This is a genomic window from Microcoleus sp. LAD1_D5, from assembly GCF_036702115.1.
Classification (GTDB): domain Bacteria; phylum Cyanobacteriota; class Cyanobacteriia; order Cyanobacteriales; family Microcoleaceae; genus Microcoleus.
This window is the reverse complement of the sequence record NZ_JAUBSA010000008.1, coordinates 79974-104886: the sequence shown is the minus strand read 5'-3', so window position 1 is coordinate 104886 and position 24913 is coordinate 79974. Positions and strand designations below refer to the sequence as shown.

16 protein-coding genes are annotated in these 24913 nt (G+C 48.0%); 4 read left to right on the top strand and 12 right to left on the bottom strand.

Annotated elements, in window-relative coordinates; genetic code table 11:
• Positions 1 to 79 precede the first annotated feature (79 nt).
• Positions 80 to 910, top strand: coding sequence for an alpha/beta hydrolase (locus tag QUA70_RS06220; protein WP_333345609.1), 831 nt, complete (start codon positions 80 to 82; stop codon positions 908 to 910).
• 104 nt (positions 911 to 1014) lie between these two features.
• On the opposite strand, the gene QUA70_RS06215 is transcribed toward QUA70_RS06220, so the two are convergent.
• From QUA70_RS06215 to carA, 5 genes are all read right to left on the bottom strand, one after another.
• Positions 1015 to 1293 carry a DUF1816 domain-containing protein gene (locus QUA70_RS06215; RefSeq protein WP_333037226.1) on the bottom strand — a complete coding sequence of 93 codons (279 nt, stop codon included), beginning with the start codon at positions 1291 to 1293 and terminating at the stop codon, positions 1015 to 1017.
• Positions 1294 to 1590: 297 nt separating this feature from the next.
• Complete coding sequence (gene rlmB, locus QUA70_RS06210) at positions 1591 to 3036, bottom strand: 23S rRNA (guanosine(2251)-2'-O)-methyltransferase RlmB (RefSeq protein ID WP_333345607.1); 1446 nt, start codon at positions 3034 to 3036, stop codon at positions 1591 to 1593.
• A gap of 263 nt (positions 3037 to 3299) precedes the next feature.
• Positions 3300 to 3746 carry a Mini-ribonuclease 3 gene (locus QUA70_RS06205; RefSeq protein WP_015176626.1) on the bottom strand — a complete coding sequence of 149 codons (447 nt, stop codon included), beginning with the start codon at positions 3744 to 3746 and terminating at the stop codon, positions 3300 to 3302.
• A 383-nt stretch (positions 3747 to 4129) separates the two neighbouring features.
• Positions 4130 to 4486 carry an STAS domain-containing protein gene (locus QUA70_RS06200; protein WP_015176627.1) on the bottom strand — a complete coding sequence of 119 codons (357 nt, stop codon included), beginning with the start codon at positions 4484 to 4486 and terminating at the stop codon, positions 4130 to 4132.
• 188 nt (positions 4487 to 4674) lie between these two features.
• On the bottom strand, positions 4675 to 5832 hold the full coding sequence (gene carA / locus QUA70_RS06195; protein WP_333327455.1) for a glutamine-hydrolyzing carbamoyl-phosphate synthase small subunit: 1158 nt from the start codon (positions 5830 to 5832) through the stop codon (positions 4675 to 4677).
• A gap of 410 nt (positions 5833 to 6242) precedes the next feature.
• Between carA and QUA70_RS06190 the strand changes: the two genes are divergently transcribed.
• Positions 6243 to 6782 carry a retropepsin-like aspartic protease gene (locus tag QUA70_RS06190; RefSeq protein ID WP_333327452.1) on the top strand — a complete coding sequence of 180 codons (540 nt, stop codon included), beginning with the start codon at positions 6243 to 6245 and terminating at the stop codon, positions 6780 to 6782.
• A 155-nt stretch (positions 6783 to 6937) separates the two neighbouring features.
• On the opposite strand, the gene trpD is transcribed toward QUA70_RS06190, so the two are convergent.
• Complete coding sequence (gene trpD, locus QUA70_RS06185) at positions 6938 to 8053, bottom strand: anthranilate phosphoribosyltransferase (protein ID WP_333327449.1); 1116 nt, start codon at positions 8051 to 8053, stop codon at positions 6938 to 6940.
• 872 nt (positions 8054 to 8925) lie between these two features.
• Here trpD and QUA70_RS06180 point away from each other — a divergent pair.
• Positions 8926 to 11919, top strand: a complete 2994-nt coding sequence (locus QUA70_RS06180) for a PAS domain S-box protein (RefSeq protein ID WP_333327446.1) — start codon at positions 8926 to 8928, stop codon at positions 11917 to 11919.
• Between the two features lie 352 nt (positions 11920 to 12271).
• On the opposite strand, the gene QUA70_RS06175 is transcribed toward QUA70_RS06180, so the two are convergent.
• The 5 genes from QUA70_RS06175 to QUA70_RS06155 all read right to left on the bottom strand — a co-directional run bounded on the left by QUA70_RS06175 (position 12272) and on the right by QUA70_RS06155 (position 19976).
• On the bottom strand, positions 12272 to 12955 hold the full coding sequence (locus QUA70_RS06175) for a ribonuclease HII (RefSeq protein ID WP_333345603.1): 684 nt from the start codon (positions 12953 to 12955) through the stop codon (positions 12272 to 12274).
• A 2-nt stretch (positions 12956 to 12957) separates the two neighbouring features.
• On the bottom strand, positions 12958 to 15276 hold the full coding sequence (locus QUA70_RS06170) for an Rne/Rng family ribonuclease (RefSeq protein WP_333327441.1): 2319 nt from the start codon (positions 15274 to 15276) through the stop codon (positions 12958 to 12960).
• 402 nt (positions 15277 to 15678) lie between these two features.
• Positions 15679 to 15807: a hypothetical protein gene (locus tag QUA70_RS06165; RefSeq protein ID WP_333327438.1), complete on the bottom strand. Its 129-nt coding sequence runs from the start codon at positions 15805 to 15807 to the stop codon at positions 15679 to 15681.
• 800 nt (positions 15808 to 16607) lie between these two features.
• Positions 16608 to 19481 carry a TIGR03960 family B12-binding radical SAM protein gene (locus tag QUA70_RS06160; RefSeq protein WP_333345659.1) on the bottom strand — a complete coding sequence of 958 codons (2874 nt, stop codon included), beginning with the start codon at positions 19479 to 19481 and terminating at the stop codon, positions 16608 to 16610.
• Positions 19482 to 19622: 141 nt separating this feature from the next.
• On the bottom strand, positions 19623 to 19976 hold the full coding sequence (locus QUA70_RS06155; RefSeq protein WP_333345601.1) for an STAS domain-containing protein: 354 nt from the start codon (positions 19974 to 19976) through the stop codon (positions 19623 to 19625).
• A gap of 383 nt (positions 19977 to 20359) precedes the next feature.
• On the opposite strand from QUA70_RS06155, the gene QUA70_RS06150 reads away from it, so the two are divergent.
• Positions 20360 to 20554, top strand: a complete 195-nt coding sequence (locus QUA70_RS06150; RefSeq protein ID WP_193975465.1) for a hypothetical protein — start codon at positions 20360 to 20362, stop codon at positions 20552 to 20554.
• A gap of 540 nt (positions 20555 to 21094) precedes the next feature.
• Here the strand turns inward: QUA70_RS06150 and QUA70_RS06145 are convergent.
• The gene (locus tag QUA70_RS06145) at positions 21095 to 23923 is read right to left on the bottom strand and encodes a PAS domain S-box protein (protein ID WP_333345599.1); all 2829 of its coding nucleotides are present in this window, start codon (positions 23921 to 23923) and stop codon (positions 21095 to 21097) included.
• Between the last annotated feature and the right edge of the window lie 990 nt (positions 23924 to 24913).

The window sequence follows — 24913 nt, the reverse complement described above, 5'->3', positions numbered from 1 at the left end:
TTTATTAAACTTTAATAATTTTTGATAAGTTTGAAAATTGGCCAATTTTATTTAATTCCCTCGATCGAGCAATCAGAAAATGCCGCATCAACAACTCAGTGTTTCCGTCAAAGGCAAAGGGTTTCCGATTCTCTGCTTGCACGGCCATCCAGGTTCCGGCGATTGTATGTCGGTATTTACAGAACACCTATCAAAACGCTTCCAAACGATCGCCCCAGACTTGCGCGGATACGGCAACAGCCGCACCTCAACTTTCTTTGAAATGACCGACCACCTCCTCGATTTAGAAGCACTTTTAGACCGATTGGCAGTCGATAAATGTTTGGTTATCGGATGGTCTTTGGGAGGGATTTTAGCCCTGGAATTAGCCATGAAATATCCCCAACGAGTCACCGGTTTGATTCTACTGGCATCCGCAGCCAAACCGCGAGGAAGCCACCCTCCCATCTCTTGGCAAGATAACCTTTACACCGGTTTAGCCGGAATTATCAATTGGGCGATACCCGGTTGGCAGTGGAATATTGATACTTTTGCGAGGCGATCGCTCTTTCGCTACTTGATACAGCAGCATAACCCCACCCCTTACCGCTACTTAGCACAGGCAGGTACCCCCGCCTACCTCAAGACTTCCAACACGGCCACCAATGCGTTAAATACCGCTCTGAGGGCTGGATACGATCGACTGATCCACCTGGGCGACATTAGATGTCCCTGCTTGGCGTTGGCCGGAGAGGCCGATCGGCACATCACCTCAGCTTCTAGTTTAGAAACCGCCCGCCACCTCCACGATTGTCAGTGGCAGTGCTATCCAAATACAGCCCACTTGTTCCCCTGGGAAATTCCCGATCGGGTACTCGCAGACATCGATTGTTGGATTGAGAATTTCCCTCAAGCAGTTGGTAATTGCTAGTGTTGAGTTTTGAGTTTGTCACAAGCAATTTATCACCCAACAGTGAAGAGTTTTGGATTTACCACCTAAAACTCAAAACTCGAAAATCAAAATTTCCTCTGCTTCTACTGACCGCTCAAAACCGGCCACAGCCCTCCATCACCAAGCTTTCCCAAATCTTCTGCAACAGTCAAAGTAATTGGTTTGCAGCGGTGAATCGAAACACTAACACCTTCTGCCCCTTCATTTTCTATGTCTTCTACATATCCTGCTTTTGCAGCTTCCGCCTCTCCATCGGTTAAGAACGGGCCAAAATAGTAAATGCACCGCGGCGCTGAAGTTTTAACTTCTACCCACCAAGCCAATCCGAAGAAGTTGAGCAAGCTAATCAAGAATTCTTTCATCTGCTTTTCTAATGTATTTGATGGTGTTTTCAGGGTGCTGCGAACACGCCTAGGCTTTTGTTATTTACACGTGGCTGACTGCTACCAAGAACCGATCCAAACCTATTTAAAGCTGATATCTAATATAGATTTGTGTCGAATTCCTGTTTGAACGTAGGGGCAATACCCCTTCTACTTTCGCCTGAACAAGTAACGACAGTCGATCGGCTATCCTTACTTGTTCAGGGTGTGGTGCCACTCCATTCTGGGTGGCATTCACAATAAACTACTCTGTTGTACTCTTTTTTTCAACCACCTTTACGATCCGTGTACATGAAACTTTTTGGGCCCACGCTGGCGGTAAATTTCGTATAAAGCCATCCCCGTTGCTACGGAGACATTCAGGCTAGGAGTATGGCCCCTTAAAGGAATTGAAACTAATCCGTCACATCCGCGCTGTATCAAAAGGCTCAAACCGTCAGCTTCACCGCCCACCACTAAAACAGTAGGCCCAGAGAACTTGACTGTCTCTACCGAGTCACCCACGCCTGCTGCAGTGCCATAAATCCAGAATCCAGCCTCTTTTAATTCTTCCAGCGCCCGGTTAAGATTGACAACCCTCGCCACTGGCAGGCTTTCCAATGCCCCTGCTGCCACTTTTCTCACTGCCGAGGTAATCCCAACAGCCCGCCGCTGCGGAATCACCATGCCCTGAGCTCCCAATGCTTCTGCGGTGCGAATAATCGCCCCTAGATTGTGCGGGTCGTTGAGTCCTTCTGCTACCACAATTACTGGATCTTCGCAAGCCGACTTAGCCTTTGCGATCAGTTCGCTCAAATCCAGGTATTCGTAGGCTGATACTTGAGCGGCTACGCCTTGGTGGTTTGCTTTGCGCGTGATGTAGTCGAGGCGCAAATCGTCAACTTCGTCAATGATGCTGCCGTTGGCTTTGGCTTCGGTTAGCAAGCTATGAAAGCGGGGATCGTAGCGCAGGTGCGGCACAACCCAGATCCGGTTGAGGACTTGGTTTGTTTCTAAAGCTGCTTGCACCGCATGGCGGCCGTAAATCATGTCGTCTGTGTCTGCGTCTGGTTGCACGACTGTATTTGAGGCAGTGTCAACAGGGCGAGTGTCTCTGTCTTTGTCTCTGTCTCTGAAATGGTTGCCCCGGAATTCCTGCGGGCTATTGTCTTTATCTCTGTCTTTGTAATAATTGCCCCTGGATTCCTGTGGGCTGCTGTCTCTGTTTCTGTCTCGGAAATTGTTGCGGGCCGGCTGCGGGCTGCTGTCTCTGTCTCTGTCTCGGAAATTGTTGCGGGCCGGCTGCGGGCTGCTGTCTCTGTCTCTGTCTCTGTCTCTGTCTCGGAAATTGTTGCGGACCGGCTGCGGGCTGCTATCTCTGTCTCTGTCTCGGAAATTGTTGCGGGCCGGCTGCGGGCTGCTATCTCTGTCTCTGTCTTGGTAATAATTGCCGCGGGATTCCTGCGGGCTGCTGTCTCTGTCTTTGAAATGATTATTTCTGCGAATTTCCGGTTGGCCGTCGGCATCAACTCTCCGTTTGAAAATTGCTCTCACGGGCATTTCTCGCGATTGCGGGGCGAAGGTCGATCGCTTTTGAGGCGCGTCTACTCCGCGAGTGTCGGGACGGGGCTTGCGTTCAAAGCGGGGAGAGGATGGTTGTGAGTCCTGACGGCGGCCTTCGCTTTTGAATGGCTTGCTGTCGGAATTTGAGCGCGAGGAGTTTGGTCTGGTAAATTTTCTCATTGGTTTCTGGTGGTCAAAACGTTTTGGCTGAAGGTTAATGGATTGTAGATTGTAGATTTAAGATTCTTGATTGAGGGAGCAATCTTGGGGCTTTGAGATTTCAGATATTCTAGGGAGGGAGCAAGGATTTTGCTGTGTTCAAATTGCTAGTTAATAACTGATAAATCCTGTTTTGCCGATCGAGATTTTTGCGGTTTTATGTTAGCCGTGCCAGGATGGTTAATTAATCCCTCCCCATTCCCAACTCTTAACTGCTAAATCCTTTAAGTCTCAAGATCTAAAAGTGCCAGAAGTTCGGTCAATCTTTCGGGATCGGTGAGATACAAATATCCGACCAAGGTTTCTAAGCTGCTGGCTTGTTGGTATATCTCTGGATCTGCTCGCTTAGAACGGCCCGCTGCAGCATTGCGGCCGCGCTTGACAATTGCTAATTCTGTACTGTTCAAGTAAGGAGAGAGCGATCGCAAGTGACGCGCTTGAGTTTCGGCTCGTACTTGCCCCACCACCAATTCGTGATAAGCTTGCAATCTTCTGGGTGGGACTAAGTACGAACTGCGAACGTAGAGTTCGTACACTGCATCTCCCAAATAGGCCCAGGCTGCGGGCGAAATTCTTTCTATTTCTGCTGGTGTAGCCCTCGCAGGATGCACTCGATTTAAACTGATATCCGTCAGACTCAGTTTGAGCCCGTCATCTGCGATCGGCGACATACTTTTTTAAATAAAACTTCCGCACAGCTTGGTTTTTCTAGTCACTTACTTATTGCGTCTTTCGCTACTTCAGTAATTATAGCTTTCCCAGGAGTGTTCGCTGTCAGATCACGAAGCGAGATATATAGGCAAAGCTTGGCGCGACGATCGCACTCCTAAAAAAGGCTTTTTACCAAATCGGGATGCTCTAATTTTTATACCATTTTTCCGCGTATTTGCCACACATATTTTACTGCCCCTCCACCGAAACTCTAAGCATCGGGGAAATAGCGGCTGGCGCGTGTCGCAGATTCTGGGAAAATTGGTATTGTTTTACCAGCACAAAAATAAAAATTTGCTATCCAGCATTGAGAACCGGATAGCTAATTTAATCCACTTTGGCGTCAAGCATCCTTGACGTTTTTTACCGCCTCATCAACCGAAGGCTGCAAAGACAAAAATTTCTCTAAGCGAACCAGTTTAACAGTCTGAGTTACGCGGGGATTTGAGACAATTTGCAATGTCCCTTCCAAGGTTTGGGCTTTTTTGACAAGTTGCACAAGTGCGCCCAAGCCTGAACTATCCACAAAGTCTATCTGAGACAAGTCCAAAATTACGTGTTTTGGGCCCTCGTCAATACATTTGCTTATTACCTTCCGAAAAGTGGCCTCAGAAAAAGCGTCCAGCAGGCCCGTCAGGCGAAATAACTGACAGTTATTCCTGACTTCGCGAGTGCCTCTGAGGCTAACGGTCAGGGTCAATGACTCAGAAATGACACCCTCCTAGCTAGATATGGCTTAAAGTCGAGGCTTCATTATAGGAGTTTTTTGGTCTTTTGTCTACAGTTTTTTAGTTATTAGTCATTAGTCATTAGTCCTTAGTCAGAAGCGATCGACACAAACAGCCTCTGAGGACTACTGACTAATGACTGCTGACTGCTGACTGCTGACTACTTACTGCTGGCTACTTTCTGATTGTCTCGCATTGACTGCACGAATCGATCGAATAAATAATCGGCGTCGTGCGGGCCCGGACTGGCTTCTGGGTGGTACTGCACTGAGAACAGTGGCAGAGTTTTATGCTTCAATCCGGCTACGGTGCGATCGTTCAAATTGAGATGAGTAATCTCTACTTCGGGGGCTAGGGAATCGGGGTCGATCGCAAAACCATGATTTTGGCTAGTAATTTCTATTTGCTCAGTTAAACCCGCTGGATGATTCAATCCCCGATGGCCGAACTTAAGTTTAAAAGTTTCTGCACCCAAGGAAAGTCCCAAAATTTGGTGTCCCATGCAGATGCCGAATACGGGTTTGTCCGACTTTAACAAAGCTTTCGCAGTCGCGATCCCTTCCGTTACCGCCGCCGGATCTCCAGGGCCGTTGGACAGAAAAATGCCGTCCGGGTTGTATTTGAGGATTTCCTCCGGCGACGTGTCAGCGGGGACAACGATGACCCGACACCCGTAACTCGCCAAACGCCGCAGGATGTTGCGCTTGATCCCAAAGTCTAGCGCTACCACCGTCCACATTTTGCCGTTAGCAGGTTTGACTGTGGGACTGAACTCCCAAACCGAGTCCGTGGCTTCAGACCACTCGTAAACCTCACGAGTGGTGACTTCCTGGACCAGATTCAGCCCGTCCATGCTGGGGGCATCTTGTACTTGCTCCAAAAGTTCCGCCTGGTCGAGAATCGTGGTCGAAATGCCACCGTTGATCGCTCCCACCGTGCGAATTTTGCGAGTGAGGGCGCGGGTGTCGATCCCGTAAATTCCGGGGATATCGTACTGTTTTAGGTAGTCTTGCAGAGATTGCGAGCAGCGCCAGTTGCTGGGGCGGCTGCAGACGTTGCGGGCGATCGCACCTCGAACTTGCGGGCGCGAGGATTCTTCGTCTTCGAGATTTACCCCGGTGTTGCCCAATTCTGGATAAGTAAAAGTTACAATTTGACCGCAATAGCTGGGATCGGTCAATACTTCTTGGTAGCCCGTCATTCCCGTATTAAATACTACCTCGCCAACGACGGTGGCGTCAGCGCCAAACGACCAGCCGCGGTAAGCAGTACCGTCAGCCAAGACTAGGAGAGCGGGTTGTGCAGTTGAAAGTGACATGGCATCCTTAATTACTTTCGTTTGGTTTAATTCTTACCACTGCCAGCGATTTGATGCTAGTCGGCAATATACAGATATTATTTTAATTTGTGCCAGGGTTCGGAAAAGCAAGGCACTTATGCCGGAAGCCCCATGCCGGAGGCACTTATGCCACAGGTAATCAAAAAGCAGCAACAAGTGCAAATTCTTCATCTCCCCCTGGGCCATAAATTTATCTGCCAGCAGCTTAGAAGGGCCCAAAGTCTAAATCTATACCAAAAGGCAGTTGTCGCTGTTACGATCGAGCTACAGCGTTTAACGAAACTATGGCTAGTAAATTTCCCTTGCCTTTACTCTCAAACTTATACAAGCCTCTACAGAACTCTCAAAAACTGTGCAAACCGTTACTGGTTGTAACAACAGTTATTTCTGTGAGCAGTTCAATTTTAGTAGGGACTGTTGCCAACTCCTCGCGAGCAGTGGCTCAAGAAAGTGAGGGATGCTTCATGCGGAGCTCGTCAGGCCGAACCCTTAACCTCAGCCAATCAGTCTGCGGTTTTCTCCCCGAAGCATTGAATCCCGCTACTTCGCCCTCCGCGAAGTCGGGAGTATTTCAGGCAAAAATCAAACGCCGAGAGGCTAATATCCCGGTCATAGAAGTCACATTTAACGGCAAACAAAAGTTCGAGATGATGGTAGATTCTGGAGCCAGCGGCACAGTAATTACACCAGCAATGGCTAAAGCCTTGGGCGTTGTTCTCCAGGGTTCGGTGCAAGCACAAACTCCCAACGGAGTGGCTACTTTTCCCCTCGGTCGTTTGACTTCTATGGAAGCAGGTGGTCTGGCAGTTAACAATGTAGTTGTCGCAGTCTCGCCGTCCCTAGATATCGGACTATTGGGTCACGATTTTTTTGGTAATAAAGACATAACGATTAAGCAAGATGTGATTGAATTTCGATCGCGCTCTTAAAAAAAACGAAGAAGTCCGAGGGAAGAAGTAAAGAAAAATTGAAAATTCAATAATTTTTCTTGTTGGTTAGTTAAAACAAAAAATTCCTTCTTCCTTCACCCTTCTTCCATCCGTTACATCCGTTACAAAATCCGTTGCCGAACTTCCCTCTTCCTTCATTTCAAAAACTCGATCAACTGCTGCAACTTCAACCAAGATTCACCGCTCAATAAAATCTCCTTCGCCATAGTAACTCCTGCTGCGTGGGAACCCATAGGAATTGCACCTCCCACCTGAAAAGCCAAAGAGGCATTCAAAGCTACAACATCCATTTGTGCGGGCGTACCTTTGCCTTGCAAAACGTTCCGCAAAATCTCGGCGTTTTCCTCAACATTTCCGCCTTTTAACGAGCCGATCGCACTTGGTGTCAATCCTACCTTTTGGGGGTCTAAAGTAGTGAGTTCCACTTTGCCATCCGACAAAACCGCCAAATCAGTCACATCTCCCAAACCCGCCTCGTCCAATTTTTCTCTACCGTGAACGACTACAGCTAACTCAGTCCCCAACTCGCCCAAAGCTTGAGCAATAGTTGATACCAGACTAGGATCGAACACCCCAATTACCTGCCCTGTAGGGCGCATAGGATTGACAAGGGGCCCTAAAAGGTTAAAAACAGTCCGCACCTTCAAAGTGCGCCGGAGCGACGCTACAGCCTTAAGTGCGGGATGCCACCCAGGCGCAAATAAAAAGGTGATGCCTACTGCGTCTACCGCAGCTTTTACCTTCGCGGCATCGGCGTTGAGGTTGACTCCGAGTGCTTCCAACACGTCAGCAGAACCCACTTTGCTTGATGCGGAGCGATTTCCGTGTTTCGCGACTCGAACTTTGCCGGCGGCGGCCACAAAAGCGACAGCAGTGGAAATGTTAAACGTGGAAGCGCCGTCGCCGCCGGTGCCACAAGTATCAATTAATTTGAGATTGGAGATTGGAGATTGGGAATTGAAAACGCTCTCCGACTCACCTGCAAGCGACTGAGAATCCAATACCTGAGCCATTCCTACCAATTCTTGGGCAGAGATGCCTTTGGCTTGGATGGCCGCTAAAATTGCTCCTGAGAGGACGGGGGGAATAGCTTCTGCCAGCCATCCCTGCATCAAGTCGGCTGCTTGGGCGCGTGAGAGAGATTGTCTGTCTAATAGTTGTTGCAGGAGGGCTGACCACACAGGAGAATCCGCCGTCTGGGTTGAAGGAGGGGATAACTCTGGCGTTGCTAGGAGAGGAGAATCTGTCATTTATTAGTTCGTTCTAGTCAAATTTAGCTTGATCGAGCTTTGCGGCCAAACCGAGAATCGATCGGGATTTTACCAGACTTGCCGACCAAATTTTGCACGCCCGGATCCAGATTTTTGCCCAAATGCCAGCACCGCTACAGAATTTTTCTGCCCGCAGCAGCAGAATATGAATTTTTTGATACAACAATTACCCTATTGTTGTGCCAACTTTACATAGAAACCCCAAATCGTACAACTGCCAGAAGTCTGCTGTATTATCTATCAGCAATAATACTTAACAGTAACTCAGAGCACCCAAAGACCGATAAAAGTTTCCGACAGGAGTTGTGGAAAGCAAAAATTTTAGACATTAGGAGAGTCGCAGATTCATCTGTGGAGTCAACTTTAATCTAAAATCTAAAATCTAAAATCGACTGACAGCAAGGAGAGCGAGCTTTTAGCTCTTGCAGGCGGGTTTGTTGCCTCGCGTAATAGTCGATCGTACTCTCACCCAAATCCTAAAAATAGGCTTTTGCGGTTGTAGAAGTCGCTGCCTTTTATTGTAACAACATCCTTGCTACTAACTTATTTCAGGGTATTCAACTGCTAATATATTCAGGGAGATTTCAAGGAGCAGGTTTTGCTCTAACACCTGCACCGCAGGCCGATCGATATGCCAATGCGATCGTAACAGCCAGTCAAGCCTCAAATAAATACCGGATAAACTAAACTTTCAGCAGCAACTACTAACCACTAACACCCCATTAGAACAGATGAATAAACACACTCGTATCCGGCTGCGACACCCCATCTTTCAGCCTAACTAACCGCTCAAATTTAACAGGCGGCAGACCAAAATATTCAACTCACACACAAGGGCAGGGTATTCACAAGTGGGAAATCAAAAATTAGGAAATAAAGCGATAGAATGCCTGAATGTCGCGGAGGCACTGCACCAAATGGAAGCAAAATATTATAGTATGTTTGAAAATGCTGTGTCGGGTATTTTTCAAACAACCCAATCCGGTCGCTACATCAGCGCTAACCCAGCTTTGGCTCGCATCTACGGATATAATTCCGCCGAAGAATTGATGGGCTGTCTGACTGATATCAGCGATCAGCTTTACGTCAATCCCGATCGGCGCGATCAGTTTGTTTATGCTTTGCAAGAACAGGGCGTGGTGTCGGATTTTGAGTCGCAGATTTATCGCCGAGACGGAACAATAATTTGGATCGCTGAAAATGCACGGGCTGTCTGCGATGAGGCGGGGAAATTGCTCTACTACGAAGGTTTTGTAGAAGATATCACCCAGCGTAAGCAAGCAGAATCGGGACTTCGAGAAAGCGAAGAACGCTTACGCTTAATAATTGAAGGCGTTAAGGATTACGCTATATTTATGTTAGATACGGATGGGTATGTAGCTAGCTGGAATTCTGGTGCAGAACGCATTTTTGGATACAGAGCTCATGAAATAGTCGGAAATAATTCAGAGTGTTTTTTCACGAAAGAAGATATTGAAATCGGCAAGCCCCAAGAAAAATTACTCCAGGCGGTGGCAGAAGGTAGATACGAAAATGAAGGCTGGCGGCTTCGCAAAGACGGATCGCGATTTTGGGCGAATATTATTGTTACTCCTTTGCGCGATGAAAGGGGAAAGTTGCAGGGATTTTCTCAAGTAATGCAGGACATTACCAAGCAAAAGCAAGCGGCAGAAGAAAAAATGCAGTTGATTGCTTCTTTGCAGGCCTCTGAAAAAAAGTTTCGCAGTTTGTACGAATCGACGACAGATGCGGTAATGCTGCTAGACGAAGAGGGGTGTTTGGATTGCAATCCGGCTACTTTAAAATTATTTGGATGCAGCACTGAATCGGAGTTTTGCGGCAAGCATCCTTCGGAATTCAGCCCGCCGTTGCAAGCGGACGGACAAGATTCTATGAGTCTTTCTCAAGAGCGAATTAATACGGCTCTGCGATTGGGAAATTGCCGTTTTGACTGGCGACACTGCCGTTTAGATGGTTCTGAGTTTCCGGCAGAAGTGCTGCTAACTTCTATGGATATTGGCGGCAAAATGGGGCTGCAAGGCGTGGTGCGCGATATCACTGAGCGGGTGCAGGCTGAGGAGGCCCTGAAGCAGGCTAACGAGGTATTGGAATGCCGGGTTAAAGAGCGGACAAGTCAGTTGGAAGAGGCCATTAAAAAGTTGAGATTGTCGGAAGAAAAGTTTTCTAAGGCTTTTCGCTCAAGTCCGGATCCGATGATTATTACTACTTTTGCTGAGGGTCGTTTTATTGAAGTTAATGATAGTTTTCTGTTGATGACGGGTTACGATTTAGAAGAAACGACCTGGAATACAGTACCGGGGTTAAATATTTGGGTAAGGCCTGAAGACCGAGTTAATTTTAGGCGAAGTTTGCACGAACAAGGTGTTGTTCGCAATCAAGAGTGCGAGTTTCGGATGAAGTCGGGATCGGTGGTGGTGTGTTTGCTGTCAGCGGAATTGATTAATTTGGACGGCGAACTCTGTATGCTGGCGGTGATGACGGATATTACCGATCGCAAACACGCCGAAGAAGCCCTACGGGAAAGCCAGCGGGCCTTGGCGACGCTGATGAGCAATTTGCCGGGAATGGCCTACCGTTTTCGCAACGATGCTGATCGCAGTATGGAGTTTGTCAGCGAAGGTTGCTATCAGTTAGCCGGCTATTCTCCTGAAGAATTTATCGGCACTCGGCAAATTTCTATATCGGAATTGACTCACCCGGACGATCGCGATAATTTGTGGAATGCCGTGCAAGTTGCCTTGCAAGAAAATCGACCCTATCAGCTAAATTACCGAATTACTTCTAAAAATGGCGAATTAAAATGGGTTTGGGAGCAAGGTTTGGGAGTGTTTTCCGACTCTGGAGAATTGCTAGCTTTGGAAGGGTTAATTACTGATATTTCTGAGCAGAAACGCAGTGAAGAAGCTTTGCGGCGATCGCAAACAGAGTTAACCCAACAAAAACTTCAGCTTGAAAATACTTTGCACGAGTTGCAGCAAACTCAAGCCTTATTAATTCATACTGAAAAAATGTCTACTCTCGGTCAAATGGTAGCCGGTGTTGCTCACGAAATTAACAATCCTGTTAGCAGCGTCTGCGGCAATCTCGTTCACGTCGGCCACTACACGGAAGATTTGCTGAATTTGCTCGATATGTACCAGCAGCACTGCCCGCAGCCGCCGGCAGCAATTCAAAATCAAATTAAGGATATCGAATTAGAGTTTCTGCTAGAAGATTTGCCGAAAGCGATGTCTTCGATGCAAGTAGGGGCCGATCGCATTCGGGAAATCGTGCGATCTCTCAGAAATTTCTCCCGCAAAGACGATTCTCAAATGAGCAAAGTTAACCTACACGAAGGGATTGAAGGAACGTTGCTGATTCTGCAAAGCCGTTTGAAAGCCAGAGGTAACTATCCCGAAATTGCGGTAATTAAGGACTATGGAAATTTGCCTTTGGTTGAGTGTTATGCCGGGAAAGTCAATCAGGTATTTATGAATTTGATCGGAAATGCGATCGACGCGATCGAGGAATACAACGAAGGGCGTTCAGTTGCCGAAGTCAAAGCTAACCGCAGCAAGATTAAAATTAGGACAGAAGTCCAAAACTCCAATGCTGTAATTAGGATTTCTGACAACGGGCCAGGTATGCCAGAAGAAGTTTCCCAGCAGTTATTCGAGGCTTTTTTTACCACCAAACCCGCCGACAAAGGCACCGGTTTAGGCCTCTCCATTTCCTACAAAGTTGTCCAAGAACACGGTGGCAAACTGAGCTGCGTATCTGCACTCGGCCACGGAGCGGAGTTTATCATAGAATTGCCGATCGAACAACCGATCAAACAATCCTAAAGTGCGATCGGGGCGATCGCATCGGAATCACGAGTCGCGGTTTCTAGTGAGGACTAAAGTCCTCATAAAACTCGCTCTGACTAAAGCGGTAAGGTGCCGTGGGTATGGAGCCATACATAGAGAAGTTTTGCTTATGTTCTGTATTGCTGAAACCCTGGCCTTTATCACAACTCGAATTACTGCCCGCACTGACCATTGGTAATGATTGAGAAAGCGACTAATAATACTGGCACTTACTGTTTAAAAATGGTTAACATTGACCTACCTGATGGTTTCTACGCCCTTTCTTTTACATTTTGGGAGAAAATGCAAGGGCTAGTTGAGAATGGTGCAAGATGTGAGATACAATTAACTATTTTTGACAAGGACTAAAAGATTGTCGGTGAAAGACAGATACACCGCAGCGTTCCAAAGCCAATTTATGTTTAGCCGTACCGTATCCTTTGTTATTTGTCAAGTCATATTCAGGATACTTAACAGCCAAACTTACTATTAATTCATCGCGCCAAACTTTCGCCACAATACTAGCAGCAGCAATCTGAATCGATCGCGCATCACCCTTAATCATCGTCTCTTGCTTGATCGCCAAATTGGGAATTCTTTGATTCCCGTCAACCAAACACAAATCCGGTGTCACCTTCAACTTCAAAATTGCCCGTTTCATCGCCAACAAAGAAGCCTGCAAAATATTGAGGCGATCGATCTCCCGCACCGAAGCCACACCAATTTGACAGTCAACCGCCACAGCCCGGATTTTCACAGCTAACCGACTCCGGGCTGTGGCACTCAACTGCTTGCTGTCGCGCACCCCGCAACTTGCTAATTCATCGAGAACTTCGTCGGGCAAAATGCAGGCTGCAGCCACCACCGGCCCGAACAAAGCGCCTCGTCCAACTTCATCCACACCCGCAATTACCAGAGCGTTCGAGGGAGAGGAGGAAAGGGGAAGATGGAAAGATGGGAAGAGAGTAAAAATTTCTACTTCTTCCTTCTTCCTTCTTCTTTCTTCGCTCTTCTCTCTTCCCTCTTCTTTCATAACTATTCATCCAAAAGGGCAGATGAGCGGCGGCGCCGGCGGCGGTTGATAGCAGGCTCCTCGGGTTCGCTTGATTCGATCGGCTCATGGGATTCGATCGGCTCATTGAGTTCGATCGGCTCATGGGATTCGATCGGCTCATTGAGTTCGATCGGCTCATTGAGTTCGATCAGTTCATAGGATTCGTCCATCACATCGTTGGGTTCCTCAATCTGATCAAAATCATCAGTTTCGTCGATCAAACTCTCGGCATAAATTTGGGCCTCATCATCATCCTGATCATCATCATCCTCAGAAAATACAGGCTCAACTACCGACATTTCTGGATAATAATCTCGTTCCTCAACATTCTGTGCAGGCGTCGTCGCTTCAAACTCAAATTCGAGCTGCTCGAAAGGCGGCTTGTTCGGGGCCACTCCGGGGAGAGTCACCGAAACGATCGCATTCTTAGGATTTTTCACGCTGCGATCAGTAAGCACCAAAGGAGAAACCCCCATCAGAGCATAAACATCCTGCTCCTCCGCCGTCATTTCCACCGAAATCACCTCCGGAGGCTCCACCATCGGCTTCATCAACTCAGACTTAGCCGGACGCACCCGATCGAAATCCTCGCGCCTGCCAACAGTCGCCATATTCACCAGCCCGAAGCCCTCCGAAGCCGCCCGGATGCCGGGGGGTGCCAGATACTCAGAGCGCGTATCCGCTACAGGCGCGCTCGAAGTATTCGGCAGCCGCAACTTGCTGCGTACCGGTTCCTCCTCCACCGGGAGGGCAAAAGGCTCTTCGCCAATCCGGCGGCGGCGGCGCCGTCTGGTTCCGTTCCCCAAATCCTGATAGCTGGGATGGTTGAGCAAGTCCAAAGGCGAGGCATTGCTGCCCGTCTCAAAATCCAAACTTTCGCTCGGAGGTTCCCAAGCAGCCCGAGCCGGTTCGGGGGGGCGTTCTTCCCGCACCGGGGCAGGAGTTGCAGCCGCCACAGGCGTCAAGCTGCGGCGTTCCAATCCTTCGGGCAAATTCAACAAAACGCGGTTCGACGTAGCAACAGTGCGATCGCCCGATTCCCGCACCGCTGCGGCGAAGTCTTCTTCTCCGGGGAGTTGCACCAGATGACCCAGCCCGCTGCAAGTAGGGCAACTGTGGCCAAACAACTCGTAAATATTTTGACCTTGGCGCTTGCGAGTGAGTTCTACCAGTCCCAATTCCGACAGTTGAGCGATTTGCGGCCGAGCTTTGTCAGCTTTGAGAGCTTTATTGAAATGTTCCAGCACCTGCAACTGATCGCGGCGGGATTCCATGTCGATAAAGTCAACAATAATCACCCCGGCAATATTGCGTAACCGCAGTTGTCTAGCAATTTCCGTTGCTGCTTCGCAATTTGTCCAGAGTACCGTTTCCCGAGCCGTGGCCGATCGAGTAAACGAGCCAGAGTTGACATCGATCACCGTCAGCGCCTCAGTCGGCTCGATAATCACATAACCGCCCGAAGGCAAATCCACCCTCGGTCTGAGGGCTTCTCGAATCGCAGCGTTTACCCGGAAAAATTCTAAAATCGAGGCGCGCTCTCGGTGGTGGTCGATCAAAACTCCCGCAGGAAGTTTACCGCCGTTCCAGCTCATCAACTGCTGCTTCACCCGCTTAATTCCATTTTGCGAGTCCACCACAATCCGATTCACGTCACCGCTGAACATATCTCGCAGCACCCGCTGGATAAAATCGTCATCCCGGTTGAGCAGTGCTGGCGCCCGCGAAGTACCGCCTTCAAGTTGAACGGCTTCCCACTGTTTTTGGAGGACTTCCAAATCTTCCATGATCGCTTCTTCGGTCATCCCTTCAGCTTCAGTGCGTACCAGCAGCCCCATCCCGGCCGGTTTCACCAAAATAGCCAGGGCTCTGAGGCGGTTGCGCTCGGCTTCGGACTTGATCCGCCGCGAGAGATTGACTCCCCTGCCGTAGGGCATCAGTACCAAATAGCGGCCCGGCAGGGTAATGTTGCCTGTCAGCCGGGGGCCTTTGCTGCCCGTCGGTTCTTTCATTACCTGTACCACCACTTTCTGCTGGGGGGTCAGGAGTTCTGTAATTGCTCCTGCCGAGCGTTTAAGGCGCAGCGGGCCGAGGTCTGTGACGTGCATAAACCCGTTACGTTCTGGATCGCCAATATTGACGAAGGCCGCATCTATCCCAGGGAGTACATTTTCAACAATTCCCAAGTAAATGTCACTGACTTGGTGGCTGCCTGTGGCTACCACAAGTTCTTGGATTTGATCTTCTGAAAAGACGGCAGCAATGCGATGCTGCTCTGCTATAACTATCTGCTTTGTCATTCAATTTCCTCAAAAAACTGGCAGCAAGTTAGAGACACTTACGCACTCATAGTGCCTCTGACTTAGACTGTAATTAGTAGTAGCTTGAAGAGTTATTAGCTGTGAGTTGGTGCAGGGTGGAAGAAAAGTTAACTGTTGACCGTTCACTGTTAACTGTTGGCTGTTCACTGTTAACTGTTACAGATAAAGTAGTTAAACCCGCCCGTACAGAGTTATGAGTTATGCTCAGCAGATAAATCTGAGAGATAGAAATAAGGAGGCTTTTATCGAGTTAGCCGTATTGAGATTTGAGTTGAGAATTGCCAAATCAATACTCAAAATTCAACACTTACAACTCTTCCTTTGAACGAGCGCGAATAAATTCATTGACACCGTACCAATTTCTTAACACACAACTTAACACTACGAACTGATAACTCCGCTTGCGTGGTGGTTGAGGGCTGGTTTTGAGCGAAAGTAGGTAGGAGTGAAAGCGCCTAGACTTTTGTTGAATTCTTGCGCGATCGCACTCAACACACCCCAGTTTGGCATTCGACTGCAACCTCCGCCCCTGCCAACCCTAAAACCTTGTCAGTCGATTTTAGATTTTAGATTTTAGATTTTAGATTTACTCCACAGATAAATCTTAGAGATTGAACTAAAGTCTAAAATCTAAAATTTTGGTTCTCCACGAATTAAGTCGGGGGCTTATCTCCGTTTTTTGACGGGTCAGTCAATTTTAGATTTTAAATTTTAGATTTTAGATTTACTCCACAGATGAATCTGGGAGATTGAACTAAAGTCTAAAATCTAAAATTTTTGGTTCTCCACGAATTAAGTCGGGGGCTTATCTCCGTTTTTTGACGGGTCAGTCGATTTTAGATTTTAGGTTTTAGATTTTAGATTTACTCCATAGATGAATCTGGGAGCTGGAACTTTAATCTAAAATCTAAAATTTTTGGTTCTTCACGACTTAAGTCGGGGGCTTATCTCCATTTTTTGACCCGCCAAAAACATCTATTGTTGAATACCCGCTCTGCGGTTTGAACCGTGAGATTTTTGAATAAGCCGACCACCGACAACCAGTCGATCGATCGAAATTAATCGCTAAATTTGGTTCAGACCCCGCTCCTGCAGGTTTGGCGCTAGATTTAGCCCGTGAATGTACAACAAAAAGGCTTGAAGTCTTGAACAGAAGCAATTTGCACCCAGCCCGCGTTGCTGGTTGACGAGGGCGGCGAGCGACTAAAGCGCTCGAGCCACCGCGGCTTCCATAACAAGCGATTATAGCGTGAAACGACACATCCCGATCGAGAGCCGAAGGTGAAATATTCCACCACGGCTTCCCTATTTTAACCATAACCCAGGATTAGCTGACTACGCTCTACCTGTAGAAGCTGAATTTCCTGCTGGCTGACTTGTTCGAGCATGAACACAATATGTTCTGGCTTGAGCAAGTTACCGTCGCTGCGACAACTGCCCGTAAAGCGCAAGACGGCTCTACCTTCGGATGTAGCACTCCTAGCAGAGGTGCTGCTGTCGGGTTTCTGCTCTACAAGTTCTAGTTTGTGCAGTCGATCGCGCAAATTGACATCCTGAGTCTTTCCCGACTTAGTAGTATGCACCCGCCAAAAAGCCTCGGTTTCGACGATCGTCTTGACCCAAGCTTCCCAGTTGGCATGAGGAGCCAGGGAGACAGGAGCAGAATTTTCATGGTCTAATTCGCCATTTTCTGTCAACGAACCCCCTACAGCTACAGTAACCACGTACTCCGCTGCTTCTAACAACTGACTGGCAGAAGGAGCCTTGAGATCGATCGACTCAACCTTGTAAATCGGAATATTTTCCGGCAGCTTAGCCACCAACTTTTCCCGAAAACTCTCAATATCGATCGACTCAGTGAGCTCAAAGTCGGCAATTTCCCCAGTGCTGGTAACGCCCAGAGGTAGAGCATTTGCCAGAGAAATCCGAGGGTTCGGGTGAAACCCGCCGGTAAACGAAATCGGCAAATCGGCTCTGCGGACTACTCGATCGAACAATCGGATCAAATCCAAATGACCAACCAAAGCCATATCGCCCACCTTCCCGAACCAAACCCGCAAACGCTGTTTCCGCTCCGTATTCGGCACGAACTCCCCAGCAAACTCTGGAATTGGCAGCGCATCCACAACCACATTGTGTCCGAAATCGGTGCCACACACCCCGCAGCGCGAACAGCCTTCAAAGGAACAGTCGGGAACCGTCGCTGCTTCTAAAGCCTTTTGCAAGTCAATTTTCAGCCAGTTTTTGTCGATACCCGTATCTAAGTGATCCCAAGGCAGGGCTTGATCGAGAGAGAGAGGGAGAGTGGGGGAGGGGGAGAGGGGGAGATCCGGAGAATTGGGAAAATCTTCCTTGATTTCTCTTCCTTCTTCCTTCTTCCTTCTTCCTTCTTCCTTCTCCCTTCTTCCGACGGACATCGGACTGACATCCGTTACATCCGTTACATCCGTTACAGAATCCGTTGCCGAACTTCTTTCTTCCTTCTTCCTTCTTCCTTCTTCCTTGTCAAAAAGATTCCACTCGCCGCTTTCGACTTGGCGGTATTTCCAGGTAAGGCCCGATTCATCGATCGCCTGAGTCCAAGCTTTGTAAGCCTGATCCAAGCTTTCCCACCACGCATCCATACCCGCGCCAAGTTCCCAAGCGCGGCGGACTACAGCAGCCAAACGTCGATCGCCCCGTCCGACAAAATCCTCCATTGCCGAAATCCGCACATCAGTGTAATTGACTTTGACGCCCCGCATTCCCCGAAATTCTCCCTTCAGAAGTTTTTGCTTGCGGGAAAACTCAGCAGTAGAAACCGAGTGCCACTGAAAAGGAGTGTGAGGCTTAGGCGTAAAATTAGAAATTGTCAAGTTAAAATTCAGTCCCCGTCGGCCATCGAGCCTGCATTCCCGGTGCAGCCAGCGGACTGTTTCGGCGATGCCCAGAACATCAAAATCTGTTTCCCCAGGCAAACCGATCATAAAATACAGCTTGATTTTATCCCAGCCCCGATCAACTGCAGTTTTGACACCCCGAAGCAATTCTTCGTTTGTCAAACCTTTGTTAACGATGTCCCGCATCCGCTGAGTACCAGCTTCCGGCGCAAAAGTCAAACCACCTTGTCGCGTACCGCCGAGAATGTCGGCAATATTATCGTCAAATCTGTCAACCCGCTGACTGGGTAGAGACAGAGAAATATTTTTATCTTTCAGGCGATTTTTGATTTCCATCCCGACTGCGGGGAGTGCCAGATAATCGGAACAACTGAGGGAAAGCAGGGAAAACTCGCTGTGCCCGGTGGCTTGCATTCCCTGTTCCATCGCCTCTACGACTTGCTGTGGTTCGACATCGCGCGCGGGGCGAGTCAGCATTCCCGGCTGACAGAAGCGACAGCCGCGGGTGCATCCCCGGCGGATTTCTACTGTCAGTCTGTCGTGTACTGTCTGGACGTAGGGAACCAGGCCGATCGAATAAGCTGGTATCGGAGTTGCCACGCGGCGCAGAATTCGTTCTGGAACTTGCGGGCGGTTGGGATGAACAGAACCGTCGGCCGCCATATCGTAGAATTGCGGGACGTAGACACCGGGAATTTGCGCTAAATCCAGCAGCAATGCTTCTCGGCTCAAATTATTTGTTTTGCCTTCTGCCAAAATCAAGCCAATTTCTGGGAGCAATTCTTCTCCATCTCCCAAAGCGATGAAGTCAAAAAAGTCAGCGTAGGGTTCGGGATTGGAAGTTGCTGTTTGCCCGCCAGCAAAAATCAGTGGCATTTGACCGTTTTGGCGATTGGTCGCTCTTTCTTGCCAAGTTAGGGGAATGCCGGCTAAATCCAGCATTTCCAGAATGTTTGTGGCTCCGAGTTCGTAGCTGAGGCTGAAGCCTAGAATATCAAATTCTGTGAGTGATCGCCTTGATTCTACTGCAAACAGGGGAGTTTTGGTCGATCGCAGTTTTGCTGCCAAGTCTGGTGCGGGCAAATAAGCTCGATCGCACAACTGTCTCGGCCCTGCGTTCAAAATGTTGTAAAGGATGATGTGTCCCAGATTGGAAGCACCAACTTCATACACTTCTGGGTAAGTGAGCACCCAGCGCACAGAAGCCGCGTCCCAAGGCTTGTGTGCAGCCCCCAATTCGTTTCCCAGATAACGAGCAGGCTGATTAATGTCTGCTGTAAGTAATTCTTCGACTTTTACTGCCACGGCTCGACTCGCTCTCATATTTGCGACTCTTAAGCAGCCTACCTTAAAATCTGCCAACACGCCAACGACAGTCCTCTGTCTTTTCGGGCATTTAACCGAATTTACTGGGTTTTGTTGCTTGTTTTCGCCGAGGAGGCACCTCTACCAGTGCTGGTTTACGCAGGAGTTTTCGGCTTCAAAGCTATCGACATTTTCAAATATCTCAAACACTCGATCGAGTTGGCTGAGTTCCAGAATCATCGCAATTCCGGGGGATAGCGAGCAAATACTAAACCTGCGCCCCATTTTTTTCGCCTGCTTAAGGCCCGAAACCAATGCCATCAAACCGGCACTGTCAATAAATTTTACTGCGCCCAAATCTACGAGTACCGCTACCACTCCGGGGGCTGCAATTGCTGTAATTAGTTGCCGTCCGAATTCTCCGGAGGTGGCTGCATTCAGGTGGTCTAGGGGTCGAATCACCGTAATTGGTTTATGGGCAAGAAGTGTCTGCATATGTCAAACCTATGGTTGCTACGTATTTTCAACTACTGTGCTGGACAGGTGTAAGCCTAAACCTACTTGATAACTCTGAGGCTAACTTGCTTTGAGGGAAATCGACCAGTTTTTTCAGTAGTTTTACTGAATCTTTATTTATTGACTCTTTTTTATGAAATTTTGCGTAAGATTTGGGTAGGAAACGTAAGGTACTATACTATTTTTTATTTATGCCAGCAGGTTGAGTCTTGAGAATTCTAAAAATTGAGATCGACTATCCCCTGGCTGTTAGATAAAACTGAATAATGTAATTGAAATCACTTGTTAGTTCTGATTTAGATCACGCGCGCGATCGACTGTTCAGATAATAATTAAATTGTACGGACGTTCTCCGAGCTACTATGCAAGCAACCTATGCTATTCGTCATCTTGTAGAAAAAGCCCTCTACATTAAGCAGTTAACGCCTGACATTGAAAACGAAATCAACTACGAGCTCACCCGTTTGGGGTACATATCGGATATTGATTATGAGGCTTTAGAGTTATTAATGGATGAAATGGATGCCGGCCGGGTGCAATTGGTATCTAGTCGTTGATAGTTGGAACCTGGCCGCCTGGAAAAATCAAAGAGCGACACAAAATCCTTGCTGGGCGGGAAATAGAGGAGTGCTATAAGCATTGACCGCGGCACGGTATTTTTCAAGTGAAGCACCGATTTGCTGAACTTGATATTTGAGGATATACTGTTAAGGGCTATCTTCCCTGCACCTGTGATCGAAAGCTACAAACTTTGACTTAAATTAAATTTATAACTTTTGGGGCTTGACAAATTAGGTTTAATTGTAATTAAAACTCAGACCTAATGAACAACAGATTTTCTGAACTTGATATTTGAGGATATACTGTTAAAGGCGATCGTCCCTGCACCTCATACAATTTTAGATTTTAGATTAAAGATTTTAGATTAAAGAATCGAAGAAGTGGAACTACTGAGGATTATCGGGGTTTGGAACTTATCAACAGTTGCATTCTTTTGGGAAACTCTTACCGGATGCTACGATCGCTCGAATGCAAGAAAATTAGTTTGTAGTTAGGACATCTGTCCTTCAAGTTTGCAAACGCATTAAATCTAAAATCTAAAATCTAAAATCGTTCGATCGCGCCACCAAACTTGCCACCACCGCTACCAACTCAGCAGGCTCGATCGGCTTGGGCACGTAAATTTGAAAACCTTGTTGCAGCGCCCGTACCCGTTCATCTACCCTACCAACCGCCGTGAACGCCAACGCCGGAATTTCCCTGTCCACCATCCGCGATCGCACTTGCCGCAGCAAAGCCTCTCCATCAGGGGCCTGCATCTCAATATCGATCGCCAACACATCTGGATTCAGCCTTTCAATCGCCTCCAAGGCACCCATTCCAGAGCTAGCAGTCTCCACCTCGGCCCCGCAATCTTCGAGCACGGTACAGGCAAAATCGAGGGAATCCGCGTCGATATCTACCACCAATACCCGCACTCCAGAAAGATTGCTGCTGACAAAAGACTCCTTTACAGGGACTCGCGCCTTGCTTTGAGGAATCGCAAACTCCCCGAGTGCGGCAACAGAAAATCCGCCGTCGCAATGATGCTGTTGAATTGGCAATCTCACTAAAAACCTCGCTCCTTTTCCCTTCCCGGCCGATTCCGCTTGCACAGTCCCCCCGTGCATTTCCACAAAATGCCGCACTAGGGCCAGACCCAAACCCAATCCGTTGTACGATCGCCTTATAGAGCTGTCAGCTTGGCTGAACCGCTCGAAAACGTGCGGCAAAAACTCTTCTGAAATCCCTTGTCCCGTGTCGCTAACCTCAATTTCCACACTAGCGGGCGACAAATTTTTACAGCAAGCGGATTCCTCATGGGCCAAAGTCCTCTCCATCTTTCGCACCTCCACCTTTACCTGTCCGCCATCGGGAGTAAACTTAATCGCATTCGACAGCAAATTCCAGGCTACCTGCTGCAAGCGACCAGAATCGGCAAAAATCCGCCCCACAGTTGGGTCGAAATCCGTCACCACTTCAATATTTTTTGCCCCAATCGCGGGTACGAGAGTCTTTATCGCAGCCTCAACAGTCGAAATCACATCCACCCACCGCAAATTCAGCGACAGTTTCCCGGTAATAATCTGCGACACGTCCAACAAATCCTCGATCAGAGTTGCCAGCGATCGTGTATTGCGGTCGATCGTTTCCAGAGCCCGAACAGTCGTTTTTTCGTCAAACTTGCGGTTTCGCAGCAGTTGCGCCCATCCCAGCATCGCATTCAGCGGCGTCCGCAATTCGTGGGACAAAGTTCCCAGAAACTCGTCTTTAATCCGGTTCGCCCGCGCCAATTCCTGGGCTCGATCGTGTAGTTCTCTTTCCAACTCCTTGCCAACCGTCAAATCGAGAATAAAAGCCACAAATTCTTGACGCTTTTCCCCCAGCAAAACATATCCGATCAGCACCGGAATCCGGCTGCCGTCTTGCCTCCGGTATTCCTTTTCGTAGGGAGTGCAAACTCCCGTTGCTTGTGCCTCTGCAATCCCCTTTTCGTCGAGAGACCGGTACTCCGGCGGCGTAATGTCAATGCAGTTTAATTCCCCGCGCTGCAACTGTTCCCGTCTGTAGCCAACCATCCGCAAAAATTCGTCGTTAGCCTCCATGATGCCGCCGTTAACATCCCCGAAGATAATTCCTATCAAGTTAGCTTCTGCCAACATTTTCAGCTTTTCTTCGCTAGCTTTGAGTGCAGCTTCTGCTTGCTTGCGATCGCTAACGTCTTGGATGTAAGCCGACAAACCCGAATCGGAAGGATAAAAACGGATCTTCAACCACTTATTCCATAACGGTACGAATTCTTCATACTCGATCGTTACCTTTTCTGCTAATGCTTTGGCCGCCATTTCGTAAAACGGTAAATCGACCGCCCAGGGAAATATATCCCAAATTTTTTTTCCAATCAGTTCTGCTTTTGCTCGACCTAACAGCTCAATAGCTTGGTAGTTGACATAGGTATAGTTCCAATTTAAATCTACCGCGATAAAAGCATCAGTAATGCTTTCGAGAATGTTAGTAATTCGATCGTTTGCCGATTGCAGCGCTTTAGCTGTTTCTTCTGCTTCCAACCTCGCTGCTTGTTCGCGGGACAAAGCGGCAGCGCGTTCTTGTTCTGCCAGTTTTCGATCGCTAATATCGATGTAAGAACCGATGTAACCTGCAAAAGTGCTATCGGGCCTGTACCGGGGTACGCCCGTACCCAAAACCCAGCGGTATTCCCCGTCATAGCGTCTCAGACGGCATTCAATCCGGTACTCGCTGCCAGCATCGAAGGCTTTTTGGTAAATATCCAGACATTCTGGCAAGTCATCTGGGTGCAAGTTTTCCATCCAACCCGTGCCCATTTCTTGCGCCAAAGTTCTACCGGTAAACTCCAGCCAAACTTTGTTAAAGTAATCGCCAAGTTGGTCAGTGTCCGACATCCAAATCATCACCGGCGCGGTATCTGCCATAATCCGAAATCGAGCTTCACTTTCCTGCTGCTGTGCTTCGGCAAGCTTGCGATCGTTCCGTTCTTGAACTTCCCGCAGGGCCCGCTGAATCGACGGCACCAGGCGCATCAAACGGCGTTTGAGAACATAATCAGTAGCGCCACTTTTCAAAGTTTCGATCGCCACTTCCTCGCCCAAAGTAGCCGAAACAAAAATAAACGGCACTCCCGGACAAGTAGTGTGGGCGATTTCCAGTGCAGCTATCCCGTTAAAACAAGGCAGCATATAATCTGCCAAAATAATGTCAAAACGTTGTTTTTCCAGCGCCGTGGCAAAGTCTTCTCGATTTTCCACACACACCAGAGAAAATTGGAGTCCGCCATCCATTAGATATGCCTCAATCAGTTCGGCATCTAGGGGACTGTCTTCTACTAAGAGGATACTGAGCGTTTTCACAAAAATTCCTTTTACTTAAATATTAATTATCGGACACCAAATTCGATCGGGCTGCGGCTGGTTAAGTGAATCCCAAAAAAGTCTTGCGTTTGAATCGCCTAAAAAAATGTAAAAATTAAGTGTTTTCCTGAGTGGAGCATTCACATCTCAATCCTAACTTCTAATCAAGTCTATTGCTGCTTGCCACGAGGTAAATTACCGCTCTGAATTGATTGGTTAGTACGCTTGTTTTTCCTTCACTTTCGTCTGCTTCCAAGGAATAAGCACGGCTGGAATCTTGCTTCTGTTCAGCAGTTTAGCTATACCCTGTCGAACAAATAGTTTCGCGCTTCTGACTAGAAACACCTAGCTATATAGTAATTTATCTCGCTTCTACTAAATACTGCTACCTCGTTTGGCAGATTATTTTTTTGTAGTGATGTCCGAGTTAATTCTATATTGCTTTGCCGCTCCTCTCAAACTCGAATTCGCGTGAATTCTGCCCTTATTTCCTGAATATCGATTAATCCTGTCAAAATAAGTCAAAGTTGCTGGTCTGTCTGCTTTACTTTTTGCCGGAGTTGCCTAACATGCCACACTTGCATGGTAGGCAACTGTTGCCTTGTTGAGCGCTGTAGACCATCAAAAAAAATATATATACTAACAAAAGTCATACTGCATCTATCCAAAGATTTATTTTTGGATAGGCACTGCACTCAACCTGCAGAGATTCCTGTGAATTCGGTAAAACGAAGTGCCACCGAGCATAAAATCTGAGAAAGCTCGATCGACCAATTAAATTCCTACACCAATCACAGAAAATTTCCCCTGGACTCGCTACACCTGGACTCCCAGGCAGCCTCTGAGCGATCGGCTTATTGATTTATCCCGCGCCAAAGTGTCTTAAAATATACAATACGGTGAGCTGCTGCACAGCCCGCATATATTAAAATCAAGCGCCAACTTGCAATAATTCTTTAAAATAGAGGTACAGCACCGGCGAGCCTTAAC